The sequence below is a fragment of the Clostridium cibarium genome, assembly GCF_014836335.1.
Classification (GTDB): Bacteria; Bacillota; Clostridia; order Clostridiales; family Clostridiaceae; genus Clostridium; species Clostridium cibarium.
This window is the reverse complement of sequence record NZ_JACSRA010000002.1, coordinates 36,245-53,441: the sequence shown is the minus strand read 5'-3', so window position 1 is coordinate 53,441 and position 17,197 is coordinate 36,245. Positions and strand designations below refer to the sequence as shown.

The following is a 17,197-nucleotide window of genomic DNA, read 5'->3' as shown; positions in this document are numbered from 1 at the left end:
TTTTATTGCTTATTTATAATAAATAGTGTAATGCATTAAAAATTATTATAATACTTTATATATATAGGGGGGATAATATGCCTAAAGTTTTTATAAGCTATAGTCATGATTCACAGGAATTAGAAGAGAAAGTTAAAAATCTTGCTGATATATTAATACAATATGGAGTTAATACTGAGATAGATCAATATACTACAAATCCCGTACAAGGATGGCCGCAATATATGTTAGAGAATATATTGTCTTCAGATTACATATTATGTGTTTGCACAGAAAATTATAAAAAAAGATTTGAAAATGAAGAGAAAATAGGAGTAGGGCTTGGTGCAAAGTTTGAGGGAAAATATATAACACAAATATTATATGCTGATGAATATAACAAAAAAGTGATTCCTATACTTTTTGCTGCTGATGATCCAATTCCATTAGCGTTACAACCTTATACACATTATAAATTATATCAAAATCTAGAATTTGAGAAGTTATATAGATATGTTACTAGACAGCCACTTCTACATAAACCAGAATTGGGGAATATACTTTCTTTAGATGATAATAATGCAGCATTATTAAGCAATATTAAATTTGGAAATAATATTGAATTAAAAAAAAACTAAGAAATGAACTACAAGAAGTATATGCAAAATGTATTTCAAGATTTAAAACTAATGGACTAGATAGAAAATTAGCTGTTAAAATAATTGAAAAAGATTTAAAAAGAGATAAATTTGATTATATTATAAATAATGAAGAGTTAAGATTAACTATTTTGTGTGGAGAGTTTGGTGTAGGAAAAACATATGCAGTAGATATTATGTTTCAGAGACAAGCTGAAGTATATTTAAATGACTTAGATGATAGGTTCCCAATATATCTCAAAATTAATTCTATAGGTAATTTGAGAGAAAAAATTGAAAATGAGTATTTTTTTGATAGATACAATAAGTATATTATATTTATTGATGGATTAGATGAACTTGATTATAGTTTAGTAGGTAAAATTATTGATGAAATCATGTTTTTGGAAGAATTGTGGGTAAATTGCAACTTTATAGTAACAACTAGGCCTATGTCATTACTTAATAATTATAATATTAAATATTTGCCTCTTTTAAAAGATGAAGAAATGGTTGAAATTATTGAATGTATATCTGGAATAGATTATGAGCCAACAATAGGAGCTAGATTAGATAAGGATATTAAAGAAACTATAGAAAGACCATTTTTCTGCATTTTATTTGCTTTATCTATGAAGGATAAATATAATAATTTTATTATTGATAGAAATAAGATGATAGATTATTTAGTAAACAATTTAATTGCAAAAATATCTAAACAAAAAGAAAAAATATATGAGCAAATAATTAGATTATCTATTATTTTGGTAGATAATAAATTTTGTAAGATACATTTAAGTGAGCTAGGGAGTAACTTTGATATAGATGATTTATTAAAATCAGGACTTATATATAAAGATGATAATGAATATTTATATTTTCCACTTCCAATAATACCACAATGGCTTTCAGCAGAAGGTATAAGGCTTAAATATAAGGATATTGATGAAATTATTGAATCAGAAGAGCAAGTAATAAAGTGGAGATATCCTTTATCAATATTATTTGGAAAATTATCATATAATGAGTCAAAAAAATTTTTTGCAAAGATTGTAAGTCTCTATCCTGGAGTTGCTTCAATTATTATAAGAGACGGAATAAAAACTATAAGAAAAAGTAATTTACCATCTGCAAGTGAATGTGGGAAGATGTTGCAAGAATGTATGAGAAAATGGATTGAAGGATTAGGAAATTTTGCCTATGTAATTGCACCATTTAGATATGGGAAAATTGCAGATTTAGGTGTATCTGTAGATGGAGTAGGAATATCAGTAACATGGGATCAAAAAAGTTATAATGAGGACATTAAAACATTTAATGATGAAGAGTTAATGTTTTGTGGGGGAGTGATGAGGTCTCATGTTCCAATCGCACAATCTATATGGCCATGGATAGACACATTAGAATATCTTAGTGAGAATCTCAAAAATTTAATTAAACAAAAACCACTAATGTTAGAAGATGGAGTTTTATTAGAGGAATATATATGGAGTTTAAGCTGCAGTTTAACTAAAAAAGGTGATTTATATGATGATGTTATAAACATATCTGAAATTGAGGAATATAGAAAATATTTATATGAATCTAATTTGAGTATAAGTGCTACAATGATTGATATGAATTTCTACTTTAATGAAATTGATAAATTAATTGATAGTGGACATACATTTATAAGTGCTCCTTGGCCTAAACATGATGTTCCTTATAAGAAATGCGGAGGAAAAGTATGGGGGCTATATTCAGAACAAAGAATTCTTCAAAAGACTATTTTTATTTATGATAATGCAATTAAGGAATATTTGAGAATTGTTGAAAAATGGTTTCCACTAATTAAAGAAAGTTTAAACATATATAATTTGTTGCCTACAAAATTAAATGGAGATATATATATTAATAGAAAAAATGAGTTTTATGGAAGACCAACAATGAAGTGGTGTTTTGAAGTTCTTGCAAAAGGAGAAAAATCATATGTAAATTTTAAGTTAAGTGATATTGAAAATAGACAGAATAAGAGTATTGAAGAATATTCAAAATCTTGGATGGAACTACGAACAAAGCGTCTTGAAAAGAGTGAGTGGATTAATTTCTTTAGTGGAGGAACAAGTTTAGAGATATTTGGTGATAGACCTATTACTAACCTTGTGTTTGAGTGGTTAGAATCTGACTTGAAAAACATAGGATGGATTAAATAAAATTACCAAAAGTTTTACTTGAAATAATATAAATAAATTACATTATTAAGTAATCGGAAATAAACAGCTTCTGATTATCCGTATAATTGGACATGTTATCAATATATCCATTAGGCTAATAATAGATATTTTCAGAATTAGACTTCTTAATATATTCATTCCAAGATACTAATTAATACAATGCAAATTAAGTTAATACAAATGTGAAGATTAAAAATATATCATAAATTATTGAATAATATGCAAAATTACAACTGGTTGCCTAATTAGTCATCTTGAGAAGTAATAAGAAATAGGAGTGAAAATTATGAATGATATTGAAAAAATAAAAAATGAGCTTGAAGTAACAAATATTTTAAAACCGAGAAAGGAGCTCCTTAAAGAAAATATTAATGTACAGTTGATAGATAATTATTTAATACTGGGAAATTTGGTAGCTCAAGTTTTTGTAAGACATATTTTATTTATGTACATTACTCAAGAAAGCAAGGAAACTTCTCAAATACTTCGTTCTAAATCTTTTAATCAGATAGTGTATGACATAGTATATTCATATTTTGGCACATTAAACTTTTTTGCAAGAAGTGATATTGGAATAATGTGCAAAACTCAAATATGTTATCGTATTATAGGATATTTATATGAATATAAAGGGTATGATTATATGTTTAATTTATTCAAAAATGAATGCTTTGAAGAGCTTAAAACAATTGCTAAATATCCTATAGATGACTACGAACGTCTTGTTAAATCTTTTCTATGGAAAAACTATTACAAATCTGTAAACTACAATGTAAAGCTTGTTTACTCATTTGATGAATATGATCAGATGTTTTCTGCATCCTTAAAGCATAATGGTGTCGTATTTACTGAACTTGGAGTTAGCAGAAAAGAGGCTGTACGAAATGTAGCAAAATGTTTTGTAGAAAAATTTATTCCAGAAGAAGAGTTGCTTAATTATTGTAATACTATTACTTCTCATAAATTTGAGTTTAAAGAAGATTGCGTTAATTTACAGTATGATGTTGCCAATGAAACATTGCATAAGTTGCTTGAAATGGATAATCCACTATTATGGTTTTGTTTGCTTTCACGTTCTAAATTAGGAAGAATGAGAGATGTTGTTCCATTTGATGTAAATGCATCAAGAATGAAGCGTAATCTTATTAATTTTGGAAGATATATCACCACCATGTTTTTATTTGAGTACAATTATACTTGTGGAAATTTTAAAAATATAAACTTAATTGCCTATGATATGAGTTATCCTAATAATATGGGACCAAATGAAGTATATGATAAAATACAGGAATTATTAAAAGTTGATGAATTTTCCAGGAAGATTTATTCTTACTTATCTCTGCAAAGAAATGAGCTAGAACAAAGTTATCACAACAATGATATTAGTCAAATTTCTTTTTCTATAGTTGCAGGTTTTTTTGTCTCAAATTTTGACTCTAGTAAGAAGTTTATGAATATTTTTCAAGAGATTATTAAAACATTTTATTCTGAAAAATATGTAAATACAATTTCTGATTATAGACTATCTGTACAGAACTTTGCAAATCAGTTGGGTCTTAAAATTGCTTATGATAAGCAAATACTTGACAATGGAGATTATGAACTAACAGTCTATTTTGACAAGTACCTTACAAGATTTAGTTGTTGTGTAGTTGAAAAGTCAGCCCAAAAGGCAAAAGAAGTAATTTGGCAAAAAGTATTCTATGATTACATCATTCCGGTTGAAAAATTCTTATCTGGCAAAACTGAACAATGTAATGATGAATTATTGCAATTTGTTATTGAACAGATTGTCAAGGTTTCCGAAAATCTATTGTTACAGTTAAAGCAACAATATAATTTGTTTAATGTACGATATGCTCAAGAAGTTGGAGATGAAAATTATTACAGCCATCTATATTTATTGTTCAGTCGAATAAATAATAATGCTTTAAGAAAAAAACTGGCGTCAAGAATTGCTGAAATCAATTCTAAACAATATTTTATAATCAATGAAAATGCATACACAACAGGCAATATAATTACTATTATTGAAAAGTGTAGCACTTTTGAAAAAGATCACCTAAAAGATAGGATTGCTTCACTAATTAAAACAATCGATGTTATGAAACTAAAAATAAATATAGATTTTGATAAAATTATTAATCCAACGTTTTATTTTATAAAGCAGTTTATAGAAATTGACTATAGAAATGTTCAAAGAATAAGTCATTTAACTGATGAAGCTGCAAAGTATGCACTTGACTTAAATATTGATGCATATAGTTATATCAATAATCCTTCCAAAGTGGTTAAAGATTATTTCAATCAGAAAGTAATTTTGGCAGAGAATTTGTTTGCAGATAAAATGGGACGGTTATCTATAACTAATGATTGTAATTCCAAAGTATATATATTAAATAGTCATGCAGATGTAAGCGATCAATTAATGAAAATGTGTAAAGGAATTACACTTCGCAAAGTAGTAATTGCCTGTGGATATGCTTTTAATAGTGGTTTCTCAATGCTTAAGGAAATATTAGAAAAGCCAATAATAGAATCAGAAATAGAAGTGAAACTACTAATTGGTTCTTTACAGAAATATCGCTCCTGTGCAGAGGCACAGGATGGACAGTTGACTGGAATAGATAAAAAAACTATTCAGTTGTTGCAGTCATACTTAAATCAAGAAAATTTTAGTTTATTCACTTGTGAGAAAAGGTTCTATCACGGGAAAATATATTTTTTTGAAGGGATAGAACGAACTATTATATGCACTGGTTCTTCAAATATAAGTCGGTCAGCATTTGTTTCTAATTATGAATTGAACATAGTTTTAGATGTCCCAAATAACTCTGATATTTATTTGAACTTTTGCAAATGGATTGATCAATTGTTCTTTTATTCCGTACAATTAAATAATTTAGATCTTTCTGTATTTAGTGATAACGAAATAAATGTTGAAGGTGCAACTGTAATTCGGAAACTATCTATATCTAGCATACAACATAGAATCGATGAGCTTTCAAATGAAGAGGTTAAGTATCGCCTTAATTTATGGATGGAGAAGAATCCTGATCTAGTTGCAGATGATTTATGCATACTATCGTTACCAGAGTATATTGCTTTTGTATATTACGACAGGAAGCTTTTAGTGCTAGAATCTTTTCAAGCAGGAAATTCTTATTTTTGTATTAAATATGAGAATTCTTTCGAGGAAGAAATAAATCGAATTTCCACACTAAGTAAAACTGAAATTTTCCAATATAGTCGAATGCCAAAAAGAGGGTATCACACTACAAATAAGTTTACTCTTGAAAGTAATATTAGTGAATTTTTTAAAACAATAAAATTATAAAGGGGTTACGTTTCCTAAATAAGTCTAAATTGTTTGGTATTAATTATAATGAAGCGAATTTTAGTAGTATATTAATTTCTTATATACTATGCTAACAAGTAGCTTGTGGACTTCATATTATTCATACAATGAAAAGTTAAAATAGATTTCCTAATTTTGAATATTCTATTTATGGGTTAAGGCAAAATGGTTTATGCCTAGTATAGAGTTAGCCAATTTATATATTGTGGTTAGCTCTTTTTTTTATATAAATGATATAAAATTTAGTTTTGGGGCAAAATTATATATTACATTAGCATTAATTCTGATTTCTTTAAAGAATCAAAATTAACATGCTGTTGCATTTGTATGGAGCTTGCGTTTATTTTTATTGTAATTGTTCATAATATAAGAAAGATACATGTAAGTAATATATAAATTAATCTTTTACTAAATTATATTGTTTATTTTATGGTAACTTTAGTAGAGTATAAACATAAGGGAAACAACTAAAGTCATGATAAGATCGGTAAATCTACAACCTTATATTCCATAATTAATGAAATTAAAAGTGATAATATTAATATTACAACCCTAGAAGATCCTATAGAAATAGCTTTAGAAGGAATAAATCAAATTAATTTAAATAATAAGATAGGAATAACTTTTTCTACAGGGCTCCGAAGTGTTTTAAGGCAGGATCCAGATGTAATTATGGTAGGTGAAATAAGGGATGAAGAGACAGCAAAAATGGCTGTTAGAGCTTCGATTACTGGACATAAAGTATATTCAACTATACATACGAAATCTCCCCGTGAAGTATTTTTAAGATTAGAAGAAATGGGGGTTGAACCTTATTTAATAAGAGCTTCTTTAGGTGGAATCATATCTCAAAGGCTGATTAGAATAATATGCAATGAATGTAAGAGAAAAATAGGAGAAGTAAATATAGGTTCTAATATAGTACCAATTTTTCAGAAGACAGGGTGCAAAGCTTGCAATAGAACAGGCTTTGTTGGCAGAACCTTAATATCGGCTGTACATTACTTAGATAAAGAACTGAAAGAAAGTACTAAAAATATATATGAAGATGAAAATATATTATCCAACAGCGAAATGGTAGTAGTATTGAAAAAACTATTAATAAGTGAAAGTATAGACTATTATGATTATTTGCAATTTATAGAGGGGGAAGATCTAAATGAAGGAGAATTACAGAGAACTATCAATTATTGCAGAAAACCTAGCTAATTTATATGAAGATGGTATATCTATGGATTTATCTTTTGAATTGTTATCAGAATTGCATTTTAGTAAGAATTATAAAAATAGCCTTAAAGAAATTAAAGTGAAAATTCTAAAAGGGTATTCACTAGCTGAAGTATTTGGTGAATATAGCAATTTATATCCGGTTCTCTTTGTGGGGATTATTTCAATAGGAGAAAATAGTGGAGAACTTAATAAATGTTTAAGGAGTATTAGTAAATACTATTATGAAATAGATAAGGTTAAGAGAAATATCAAAGCAGAGTTAGGATATCCCTTGATTATTTTTATATCATTAATGCTATTATCGATAAGTGCTTTTTTTATCATTATTCCTAATATATATGAAACATTCAGTTCAATAAGTAGTAAGGTGCCAAAGATTATTAAAGCGTGCTATGATGCAAGTGATTGGATTTGTAATAATCCTATAATAAGTTTTGTAGCACTTCTCTCTTGGAGTATAGTGATATATTTATTAGGAAAAAGTTTGGGGAATAGGGTAAAAAGCCATTGGAGCAGTATTTTTTTGAAAATAAAATACATCAGAGATTATTATGAGTACATGTTTATTTTGTTGTTAACAGTCATTTTATCTAGTGGCATTCAGTTAACAAAAGGAATAGAATTGTGCATTGATTCAGTGAATATTAAGATTATAAGAAATGCCCTATGTGATATAAATGAAGAGATATTAAAAGGTAGTGAGTTAAATAGAGCAATTAAAGATATTTCTTTCTTATCTAAATATACATATTCAATGATATATTTAGGAGAAAGAAGCGGAAACTTAACAGATGTTTTGAATAAGACTCAAGAAAGATTAGAAAATTCTATAACAGAGAAAATGAAGAGAGTAGTAACATTTATTTCGCCTTTGTTTATAGGGTTAATGTCATTACTAATATTACTTTTTATAGTCAGTTTCATTATGCCATTGATTGATATGGTCTATTCTGGATATATGTAAATGAAAAAAAGAGGATTTACATTAATTGAAATAATAGCAGTTATTGGAGTGTTATCTGTTATTTTTAGTATAGGTATAGCTAGTATAAAACAATTTAAAACACGTTACAAACAAATTGAAATAAGTAATTTCCTTTATGAGACCATTGATATGATAAGTTACGGAAAAAGTTATTGTGCAAGTAATGATTTATCTGGAAATGTTAAGTTGATTAATAATAATGATTATTTGCAGGTATATTTAATAGCTGATAATAAAGTAATAAAAAATATAAAGATTAAAGAAGTTTTAAGAATTAAGCCTTTTGATAATGAAGAAGAAATAAGAAATATAAATCTTAGGATTAATGAATTTGGATATGTAGAACCTACTACAATAAAGTTTATTAATGAAAAATTAGAAGAATTTATAATTACAGTACAAGTTGGTGGTAATGTAATTTTAGTAAAGGAAGGAGGGAGTTAAAGTAAAAAGCAAAGGTAGTCTGATGATAGAAGTTGTTATATCTTTAGGGATATTAGGTATTTGTATAATTATCTTAGCAAATATAGTTAAGGGATTCATTAATTCAAATGAAACTCGTTTAATTAAGTATAATGTTAATGAAACACTTTATGCAATTTGTAGTGAAGTTAAATATAATGTTGCTTATGAAGATATAAGGGATGAAATTAAAAATAACAAGTTAACGTTTCTATATAATGAAGAATTTTTATCTCTTCTTCCTAATACTAAATTGCTTTTTATGAATAAGAATGCTAAAGATGATGAAAAAATTGAATTAGAATTAATTGAGGATAATGGAGAGTATATGAAGATAAATATTAAGATTATATATAAAGATATTAAGGAAGAACAAATTATTTTGAAAGCTCCTTGGATGGAGTATGTTTAGGAAAAATAACGGATTTACACTGATTGAATGCGTTGTATATATGTTTTTATCCATGTTAATTATGATTATTGGATTTAAACTTTTGGTTACATGTACTAGTGTATATTTTGAAACCGTTAAAAAAAGTCTTGGTTTAAATTCTATTGATGGAAGCTTTTTAGATATTGATAGGTTTTTAAGAGATACTGGAGTGCAGAAGATAAGTAGTGAGGATAACAAAATAATAATATATAGAGGGGATAAAAGTAACATATTCGAAATACAGGAAATATTGAAATTCGAGAATAATTTAATAATTAAATATTATGATATAAGGAATTTTAATAGATACACAACTAGGAATACAATAATTTCTAATATAGATGATTTTAAAGTTAAAATTAAAGGAAGATTAATTTATATAAACATAAGTAAAGGAGGAACTGAATATAGAAAGTGTCTATAAAAATAGAGGGTATGTTCTTATCAATATTCTATTAATATTAATGATTATTTCTTTGATAGGGCTTATATGTAATAAGGTAGTTATAAATAATATAATGCATAAGTCTTTAGAGAATAAAAAAGAAGATCTATATAATTCTGAGGATTTTGAAAAAATATTATGTCTATTAAATAAATATTCAAAGGAAAATAGAGAAAATATAAATGAATTAAGAAAAAAAGGAACTGAACAGTATATAAACTTTGGGATGAATTTAGGGTATAAAAAAGAAATAGATAAGTTTTACTTGATATATACGGATAAAGGATTTAGACAAGAAAAAATTTTAAGGTATAAAGATGTGGGGAGTAAAGTAGTATTATTACCTTTAGCAGAGAAATATATGAATGAGGAGAGTAAAATTGAAAGAAAGTATAGTTTTAATTAGTAGAAATATATTGATTTACAATAAAATTAGTTATGACTATAAATCATTTTATGAAAAAATAAAATTGCTCAAGAAAAGATATATAGTAGTGTTGGATGAGGATATTTACATTAAAAAAGTTAGTACTAATTTAAAAGATTTAGTTAATATAGATATTGAAAAAATTAAAGAAGAATCCTTTGGGAGAGATGAAGAGTATCTTATGGATTATAAAGTGTGTAAGAAAGCAGGTATTCTTTATATATACTCGATAAAGGGTGGTATAAGAATTTCTAAGTTATGTGATGGTGCAAATAGAGTTAAAATTATCCCAATTCAAATGTATATGATGGAAAAAATAAGAAGAAAAATTAAGAAAAAGTCTTATATATGCATTTTTAGTTATAATGAAATTTATTACTATAATTTAATTTTAGATGGATTTCTTGAGGAGGCGCATGTGTTTAATGATTTAGAAAACTTAATGAAAAAATTAGTAAGTATTGAAACATGTGATGTAATTTATGTTGAAAGCGGTATTAAAAAAATAGATCTATCAGATAAAATAAAAGCTAGAGAAGTCAAGTTAGGAGGAATCTTCAGTGAAAAAGTATTTGTATAATAAAGATTTCTTGCCTAGAAGCTTTGTAACTAAAAAAAATAAATATATAAATTTTGTGAGTAAAAGAGACAGTATTATCATAACTGCAATAGCATTAATGCTACTCCCGATATCTATGAGTAATATTAAATATTATTTTAGAGAAAATAAACCTGTTATTAAGAATAGTGATTTAGATGAAAACTTGGAAAATAAAAGATTAAAAAATTGGTTGGAAATTACAAATGATTGTTTTCAAGGAAATTTTACATCTTATGAAGGTAATATATACGTTTATAACAAAGACGATTTGGAGAAGGTTTTGCAAAATGAAAAAATTGTTATAAATACAATGGAGGATTTAGGTGAAAATAAATATAGGTTACAAGTTATTCAAGAAGATAATAAATAGAAAATGTTATTTATTCCTATTGACTATTTTTGTTGTATTTGAGATGCTAACTTTTTTAAAAGAAAACAAAAGAGAAGAAGATGTTGAAAATTCAATTACATATGAAAAGAATGAAATTAAACTGAGAGATGTAATAAAAGAGTTAAAAGAAAATGATATTACTTTTTTAGCTGCTAAGAAGGAAAGCGAGGGTTATAAGATAGAAGTTAAAATAGAAGGAACAAAGGAATGGGCTATGGAAAAAATAAATATTTTAAACAATTATAATATAGTTGATTATAGCATCAATTTTGATGAAAAGAATATTGAGGGAAGATTAACGCTTAATTATACACAAAAGGTGAATTTAAGGGAAACTAAAGATAAATAATTGCATTTATCTTTTTCATCTGATAAAATAATATTGTTATGCGACTAGAAGAATAAACAAATTAGAGTACCACGCTAATTCGTGGTATTTATTATGAAACTTATACATTTTGGAGGGATATTACTATGATATCAGCAGGAGATTTAAGAAAAGGTACAACTTTTGAGAACGAAGGACAAGTTTATACAGTTTTAGACTTTTTACATGTAAAACCAGGTAAAGGGGCAGCTTTTGTAAGAACTAAACTTAGAAATGTTATTTCTGGTTCAGTTACAGATACAACATTTAATCCATCAGCTAAATTCCAAGAAGCAGTAATAGAGAGAAAAGAAATGCAATATCTTTATTCAGATGGAGAACTTTATTATTTTATGGATCAAGAGACATTTGAACAAATTCCACTAAACCACGAAAAGGTTGAAGATGCAATAAAGTTTTTAAAAGAAAATATGTTTGCTATAATCAAATTCTACAAAGGAGATGCTTTCTCAGTTGAAGCACCAAATTTTGTTGAATTATTAATAACAGAATGTGAACCAGGTGTAAAGGGAAATACTGCAACAAATGCTTTAAAACCAGCAACACTTGAAACAGGAGCAGTAGTTAACGTTCCAATGTTCGTCAATGAAGGTGATGTAATAAGAGTAGATACAAGAACTGGCGAATATATGGAAAGAGTTTAATAGACTAAAAATTGCTAAGTTATTGAACTTAGCAATTTTTAATCTAATAAGGATGTGTTTGTTATGAAAGAAATAAAAAGGCAGATAGAAGATTTAAACATTAAAATTTCTCAAATACAAGATGAGCAGTATAAAGAGTTTTTTGAGAGAGTATCGGGTGTTTTAGAAGGATTATCAGCTAAGGTTCAAGAAATAATGGTTAATGAAACTGTCCTAGCAGAGAATTTTAAATATATGGATGATGATATATCAAATCTTCAAGAGGAACTTTTTCAAGAAGTAACATTAGAAGAATTAGATGAAATTGAAGAAGAATATAGAGAAGTTAGCTGTAAGAATTGTGGTAAAACTATCTTCATAGAAACATCAGCGTTATCGGAAAAACATGAAATTCCGTGTCCATATTGTAATGAAAATATAATATAGTTTTTAAAGAGTTGTCTTTCTAATGATGGTAGAGATTATTAGAAAGACAACTTTTTTGTATAGAAATTTAAATTCTGTTTTACATATTTTTTTCTGATACTGTAATAATTCCATTGTAAGTTAAATAAAGATTAAATATAGGGGACTTATAGAGGAGGAAGTGGTTGATGAATGATGAGGTGAAAAATATATTTCCAGAAAATATAGCTAATTATTTAGATAATTTTCTTAAAGATATAACATTACAAGAAATAAGGATTAGAATTGGTAAACCTATTATAGTAGTATATTCAAAAGGTGAATCAGTGCTAAATTATATAATATCTAGAGAAGAGGTAAAATATATTCTTCAAAGAATTTCGAATTATTCTTTATATGCCTATGAAGAAGAGATAAAGCAAGGATTTATAACAATAAAAGGAGGACATAGGGTAGGGCTTGCAGGTGAATGTGTTATGGAAGAAGAAAAAATCAAGACTATAAGAAATATTTCATCCTTAAATATTCGTATTTGTAGAGAAATAATTGGATGTTCAAAAGAGATAATGAAATATATTTATAAAGAAGGGCGTGTTTTCAATACTATAATTATTTCGCCGCCCAAATGTGGAAAGACTACAATTTTGAGAGATGTAACAAGAAGTTTATCTGATAATGGAAAGAAAATATCAATAATAGATGAAAGAAGTGAAATTGCAGCTTGTTATTTAGGGGTACCTCAAATGAAAGTTGGTATCAGAACAGATGTATTAGACAATTGTTTGAAAAGTGAAGGTATGATAATGGCAATAAGATCTCTTTCTCCAGAAGTATTAATATGTGATGAAATTGGTACTTCAAGAGATATTGAATCACTTCATATGGCATTTAATTCAGGAGTTAATATTATTGTGACTTTACATGGATATAGTATTGAGGATATATATAATAGGAAAGTATTTGAAACTATAATTTCAAATAATATTTTAGAAAGGGTAGTAGTTTTAGGCAATAGTAAAGGTGTAGGTACTATAGAAAAAATTTATTCTATAGAAAATGGGGGTGAAAAGAAATGTTTAAGATAATGCTTATAATAGTGATTTTAATTTTTTGTACCTCTGTTGGATATATATATGGTGAAAGCTTTAGAAAACGGTACGTTATTTTGAAAGAGAGCTATAAATGTATAACTATACTTCAAAATGAAGTAGTATTTAATAACACCCCTCTTCCAGAAGCATTTATGGATGTAGCTAGTAAAACCAAAGAGCCTATGAATGTACTTTTAAATAGAGTTTCAGAAAAATTAAGCAAAGGAACAGAATGTGATGTTTATTCTGCATTTAAAAGTGAATTTACAAGTTTAGAAAATGATTTTTTCTTTGCGAGGGAGGATAAAAGTGTACTTGAGGATTTTGTGAGATCATTAGGTGAATCAGGAGTATATGGACAAGAAAAAATCTTTAAGTTATCTCTTGAAAACTTGAAAATTAATATAGAGGAAGCTTATGAATTAGGAAAAAAAAACACCAAACTTTATAGATATCTTGGAATCTGTATCGGAGTTATGATATCCATATTATTGTTGTAATAGAGGGGGAGAATAATGCTAGATTTGAGTATACTATTTAAAATTGCTGGAGCAGGGATTATTTTAGTTATTTTAGATAAGGTGTTAACTAGTAGCGGAAAGTCAGAAATAGCAGCTATTGCGAATATAGCAGGTATTGTAATTATACTAATTATGGTTATTTCTCTAATAAGTAATTTGTTTAATACAGTTAAGACTATGTTCTTATTTTAGGTGGCCATATGTTGATACTTAAAGTTATATCTTTTGTTCTAATTGCTTTGTTTTTATATTTATTTTTTAAAGATAAAAGATCAGATTTAGCTATATTAGTTATGCTAGCAGCAGGAATTTTAGTATTTATATTTTGCTTAACAGAACTTTCGCAGGTAATAAATTTTTTAAAAAGTATAGCAGAAAAAGCTGGTTTTGATATAGTTTATTTAGGTATAGTTTTGAAAATTTTAGCAATAGCTTATCTAGCTTCTTTTGGAAGTGAAATATGTAAAGATGCTGGAGCTTCTAGCTTAGCTTCGAAAGTGGAGTTTTCTGGAAAAATATTTATATTAGTACTTGCTATACCAATTTTGATGGCAGTACTAGATTCAATATTACAGATTTTGTAGAGGTAAATTATGAAGATAGTTAAAAGACTAATGATTTTAATAGTAGTAAACCTTATTATTATTTCGTTTAAACCTATAAATGTTTATAGTGAAGAAAAGCCTGTTGAAAATCAAACGGAAGATAGAAGCAAGTTATTAGATGAAAGTACAAAAGAAGATTTAAATAAACTATATGATTATATAAATAAAAGAAAAACAGATGTAGAGCTAATGAATGAATTAGATCCTATAGAATATGTTAAAAGTTATATAAAAGATGGCAAAGGTAATATTTCGATTGAAAAGGTTTGGAAAGCTCTTGTTAGTTTATTGTTTAAAGAAGTTAGAAGTGTGCTAAAGTTAGCAGTTTCGTTAATTGCAATAGCTATTATATGCGCTTTATTGAATAACTTGCAAGATGCTTTTAATAGTAAAAGTATATCTCAAATAGCATTTTATGCATGTTATGCTGTTTTAGTTATGGTTCTTTCTAAGAGTTTTATAATATCAATTTCGGTAGCTAAAGATGTCATTAACGACGTTTCAGATTTTATGGCAGCTATGTTACCAGTGCTAGTAACCATGATTAGCCTAGCAGGAGGAATTGTACAAGCTACTACGATTGATCCGATAGTAATGGGTGCTGTAGTAATTATACCAAGAATTTATACAATCCTCATAATTCCTTTAATTTTAATAGGGTTTGTATTGCAATTTTCAAATAATCTTTCGGAGGAACATAAAATAGATAACTTGTGTAAGCTTGTTAAACAGTCGACCATATGGATACAAGGAATAATTATAACTATTTTTATTGGGTTGCTAACTATTAGAGGAATAACTTCAACTACAATTGATGCGGTAACTCTAAAGACAACAAAATTTGCTGTTGATAACTTTGTGCCAATAGTTGGAAAAGCTTTTTCGGACGCTATAACAGCTGTGGCGGGTTATTCATTAATAATTAAAAATGCAATAAGTAGTATTGGACTTGCAGTAATTATATTAATTATACTTTATCCAATAATTAAGATAGTATTAATGGTTTTAATATATAAGTTATCATCTGCTGTAGTTGAGCCAATAAGTGATAGAAGAATAACAAGTACTATAGCTGCAGCAGGGGATTCTTTAGTTTTGCTATTATCATCTGTCCTTAGTGTAAGTTTAATGTTTTTTGTTTTACTTGCAATAATGGCGTCTGCGGGAAAATTTATAGTTGGAGGATAGGGTAATGGAATTAATTAAAAATTTTGTAGTTACGCTTGTCACAACTTTAATTTTTATTACTGCTATTGAGCTAATAGGTCCTGATAATAGTATGAAAAAATATTTAAAGTTTGTTTTAGGATTAATTTTGATAGCTGTTATATTAAATCCAATAATTAATTTTTTTAGCAAAGGAGAAACTGTTTTAACAGAAGTAATAGGAAAGTATTCTAAAGAGGTAACAAAGGATATAAATGATAAGAAAAAAACAGAAGATAACAATAAGATACGTGAGGAGAGCTTTAAAAATAATTTTAATAGGAATTGTGAGAGTCTATTAAATAAGGAGTTTAATAATTTCAATTTTGTCAGCGCTGTGGAATGCAAAGTGGATTTTACCGATGTGAATTTTAAGATTATTAAATTAAGGATTGGGGTGCAGAAAAAGGGAATAAAAAAGGTGGAAAAGGTAGAACTGGGTAAAGAACATAAAGAAGAAAAATCAGAAGACAATACACAAAAAGAAATAAAAAGATTTTTAAGCAAGGAATTAGACTTGGAAGAAGATAAAATTGAAGTGCATTATAGGTAAAAGGAGGTATAGAATGGATAAAGATAAGATATTTAATGAATTAAAAAAAATACTTAAAGACAAAAAAGTAAGTAATTCGTTAGCAGTGTTGTTGATATTAGCCTTTGTTCTTATTGCTATTAATATTTTGCTACCTAAATTTATAACAACTGGAACAAGCAAAAATCAAAATGAAGTAAAAACTGTTGCAGATGAAACTGTTAGTGGTGCTACTAAAAATTATGAAGAAGAACAAAAGAAGGAATTAATTAATATATTGAAAAAGATTCAAGGTACTGGAAATGTTGATTGTATGATAACTTTTGAAAGTGGAGAAGTAAAAGTACCAGCTTATGATATTGATAAGCAAAATAATACTACAGAAGAAACAGATAAAGATGGCGGCAAGAGAGTTAATAAACAGCAAAACGATAGTAGTAAAGTGGTTATGTCATCGAAAAACGGTGATAATGAACCTTTTATTTTGGAGAATTATAAGCCAAAAGTAATTGGAGTGTTGGTAGTAGCTGAAGGCGCCAAAAATAGTAAAGTAAAAAGTGATATAGAAAAAGCAGTGGAGAATTTGTATGGTCTCCCTGCCAATAAGGTTAATGTATATACTATGAATTAATAGCATATAATT

21 protein-coding genes are annotated in these 17,197 nt (G+C 27.0%); all 21 read left to right on the top strand.

The genetic code is table 11. The features are described from left to right. The first annotated feature begins 77 nt into the window (after window positions 1–77). On the top strand, window positions 78–617 hold the full coding sequence (locus tag H9661_RS01580; RefSeq protein ID WP_191767539.1) for a toll/interleukin-1 receptor domain-containing protein: 540 nt from the start codon (window positions 78–80) through the stop codon (window positions 615–617). A gap of 152 nt (window positions 618–769) precedes the next feature. Next, window positions 770–2,809 carry an NACHT domain-containing protein gene (locus H9661_RS01575; RefSeq protein WP_191767538.1) on the top strand — a complete coding sequence of 680 codons (2,040 nt, stop codon included), beginning with the start codon at window positions 770–772 and terminating at the stop codon, window positions 2,807–2,809. Window positions 2,810–3,116: 307 nt separating this feature from the next. Next, complete coding sequence (locus tag H9661_RS01570; RefSeq protein ID WP_191767537.1) at window positions 3,117–6,167, top strand: phospholipase D-like domain-containing protein; 3,051 nt, start codon at window positions 3,117–3,119, stop codon at window positions 6,165–6,167. Between the two features lie 504 nt (window positions 6,168–6,671). Continuing rightward, window positions 6,672–7,397, top strand: coding sequence for an ATPase, T2SS/T4P/T4SS family (locus H9661_RS01565; RefSeq protein ID WP_191767610.1), 726 nt, complete (start codon window positions 6,672–6,674; stop codon window positions 7,395–7,397). Beyond that, complete coding sequence (locus H9661_RS01560) at window positions 7,348–8,382, top strand: type II secretion system F family protein (protein ID WP_191767536.1); 1,035 nt, start codon at window positions 7,348–7,350, stop codon at window positions 8,380–8,382. The genes H9661_RS01565 and H9661_RS01560 overlap by 50 nt, the downstream gene beginning before the upstream one ends. Continuing rightward, window positions 8,383–8,847: a type II secretion system protein gene (locus tag H9661_RS01555; protein WP_191767535.1), complete on the top strand. Its 465-nt coding sequence runs from the start codon at window positions 8,383–8,385 to the stop codon at window positions 8,845–8,847. Between the two features lie 22 nt (window positions 8,848–8,869). After that, window positions 8,870–9,277, top strand: a complete 408-nt coding sequence (locus H9661_RS01550; RefSeq protein WP_191767534.1) for a hypothetical protein — start codon at window positions 8,870–8,872, stop codon at window positions 9,275–9,277. Then, window positions 9,270–9,722, top strand: coding sequence for a PulJ/GspJ family protein (locus H9661_RS01545; RefSeq protein WP_143314366.1), 453 nt, complete (start codon window positions 9,270–9,272; stop codon window positions 9,720–9,722). Before H9661_RS01550 ends, H9661_RS01545 begins: the two co-directional genes overlap by 8 nt. Window positions 9,723–9,816: 94 nt before the next feature. Continuing rightward, window positions 9,817–10,149, top strand: a complete 333-nt coding sequence (locus tag H9661_RS01540) for a hypothetical protein (protein WP_191767533.1) — start codon at window positions 9,817–9,819, stop codon at window positions 10,147–10,149. After that, window positions 10,124–10,750: a hypothetical protein gene (locus H9661_RS01535; protein ID WP_191767532.1), complete on the top strand. Its 627-nt coding sequence runs from the start codon at window positions 10,124–10,126 to the stop codon at window positions 10,748–10,750. The genes H9661_RS01540 and H9661_RS01535 overlap by 26 nt, the downstream gene beginning before the upstream one ends. Next, window positions 10,731–11,141 (top strand): hypothetical protein, encoded by a 411-nt coding sequence (locus H9661_RS01530; RefSeq protein ID WP_143314360.1) that lies wholly within the window; start codon window positions 10,731–10,733, stop codon window positions 11,139–11,141. Before H9661_RS01535 ends, H9661_RS01530 begins: the two co-directional genes overlap by 20 nt. Continuing rightward, window positions 11,095–11,511, top strand: coding sequence for a hypothetical protein (locus tag H9661_RS01525; protein ID WP_191767531.1), 417 nt, complete (start codon window positions 11,095–11,097; stop codon window positions 11,509–11,511). Before H9661_RS01530 ends, H9661_RS01525 begins: the two co-directional genes overlap by 47 nt. 125 nt (window positions 11,512–11,636) lie before the next feature. Beyond that, entirely contained in the window at window positions 11,637–12,194 is a 558-nt protein-coding gene (efp, locus tag H9661_RS01520) for an elongation factor P (RefSeq protein ID WP_143314356.1), read from the top strand. 63 nt (window positions 12,195–12,257) lie between these two features. Further along, window positions 12,258–12,620, top strand: a complete 363-nt coding sequence (locus tag H9661_RS01515; RefSeq protein ID WP_143314354.1) for a CD1247 N-terminal domain-containing protein — start codon at window positions 12,258–12,260, stop codon at window positions 12,618–12,620. 167 nt (window positions 12,621–12,787) lie between these two features. Beyond that, entirely contained in the window at window positions 12,788–13,684 is an 897-nt protein-coding gene (spoIIIAA, locus tag H9661_RS01510) for a stage III sporulation protein AA (protein WP_143314352.1), read from the top strand. Continuing rightward, the gene (gene spoIIIAB, locus H9661_RS01505) at window positions 13,672–14,190 is read left to right on the top strand and encodes a stage III sporulation protein SpoIIIAB (RefSeq protein WP_143314351.1); all 519 of its coding nucleotides are present in this window, start codon (window positions 13,672–13,674) and stop codon (window positions 14,188–14,190) included. Before spoIIIAA ends, spoIIIAB begins: the two co-directional genes overlap by 13 nt. 15 nt (window positions 14,191–14,205) lie before the next feature. Next, complete coding sequence (gene spoIIIAC, locus H9661_RS01500) at window positions 14,206–14,403, top strand: stage III sporulation protein AC (protein WP_143314349.1); 198 nt, start codon at window positions 14,206–14,208, stop codon at window positions 14,401–14,403. 8 nt (window positions 14,404–14,411) lie between these two features. Further along, window positions 14,412–14,795: a stage III sporulation protein AD gene (gene spoIIIAD, locus H9661_RS01495; protein ID WP_143314347.1), complete on the top strand. Its 384-nt coding sequence runs from the start codon at window positions 14,412–14,414 to the stop codon at window positions 14,793–14,795. Window positions 14,796–14,804: 9 nt separating this feature from the next. Further along, entirely contained in the window at window positions 14,805–16,004 is a 1,200-nt protein-coding gene (gene spoIIIAE, locus H9661_RS01490; protein WP_143314345.1) for a stage III sporulation protein AE, read from the top strand. Window positions 16,005–16,008: 4 nt separating this feature from the next. Continuing rightward, window positions 16,009–16,575, top strand: a complete 567-nt coding sequence (spoIIIAF, locus tag H9661_RS01485; protein WP_143314342.1) for a stage III sporulation protein AF — start codon at window positions 16,009–16,011, stop codon at window positions 16,573–16,575. A gap of 13 nt (window positions 16,576–16,588) precedes the next feature. Beyond that, the gene (gene spoIIIAG / locus H9661_RS01480) at window positions 16,589–17,185 is read left to right on the top strand and encodes a stage III sporulation protein AG (RefSeq protein ID WP_143314340.1); all 597 of its coding nucleotides are present in this window, start codon (window positions 16,589–16,591) and stop codon (window positions 17,183–17,185) included. Window positions 17,186–17,197 lie beyond the last annotated feature (12 nt).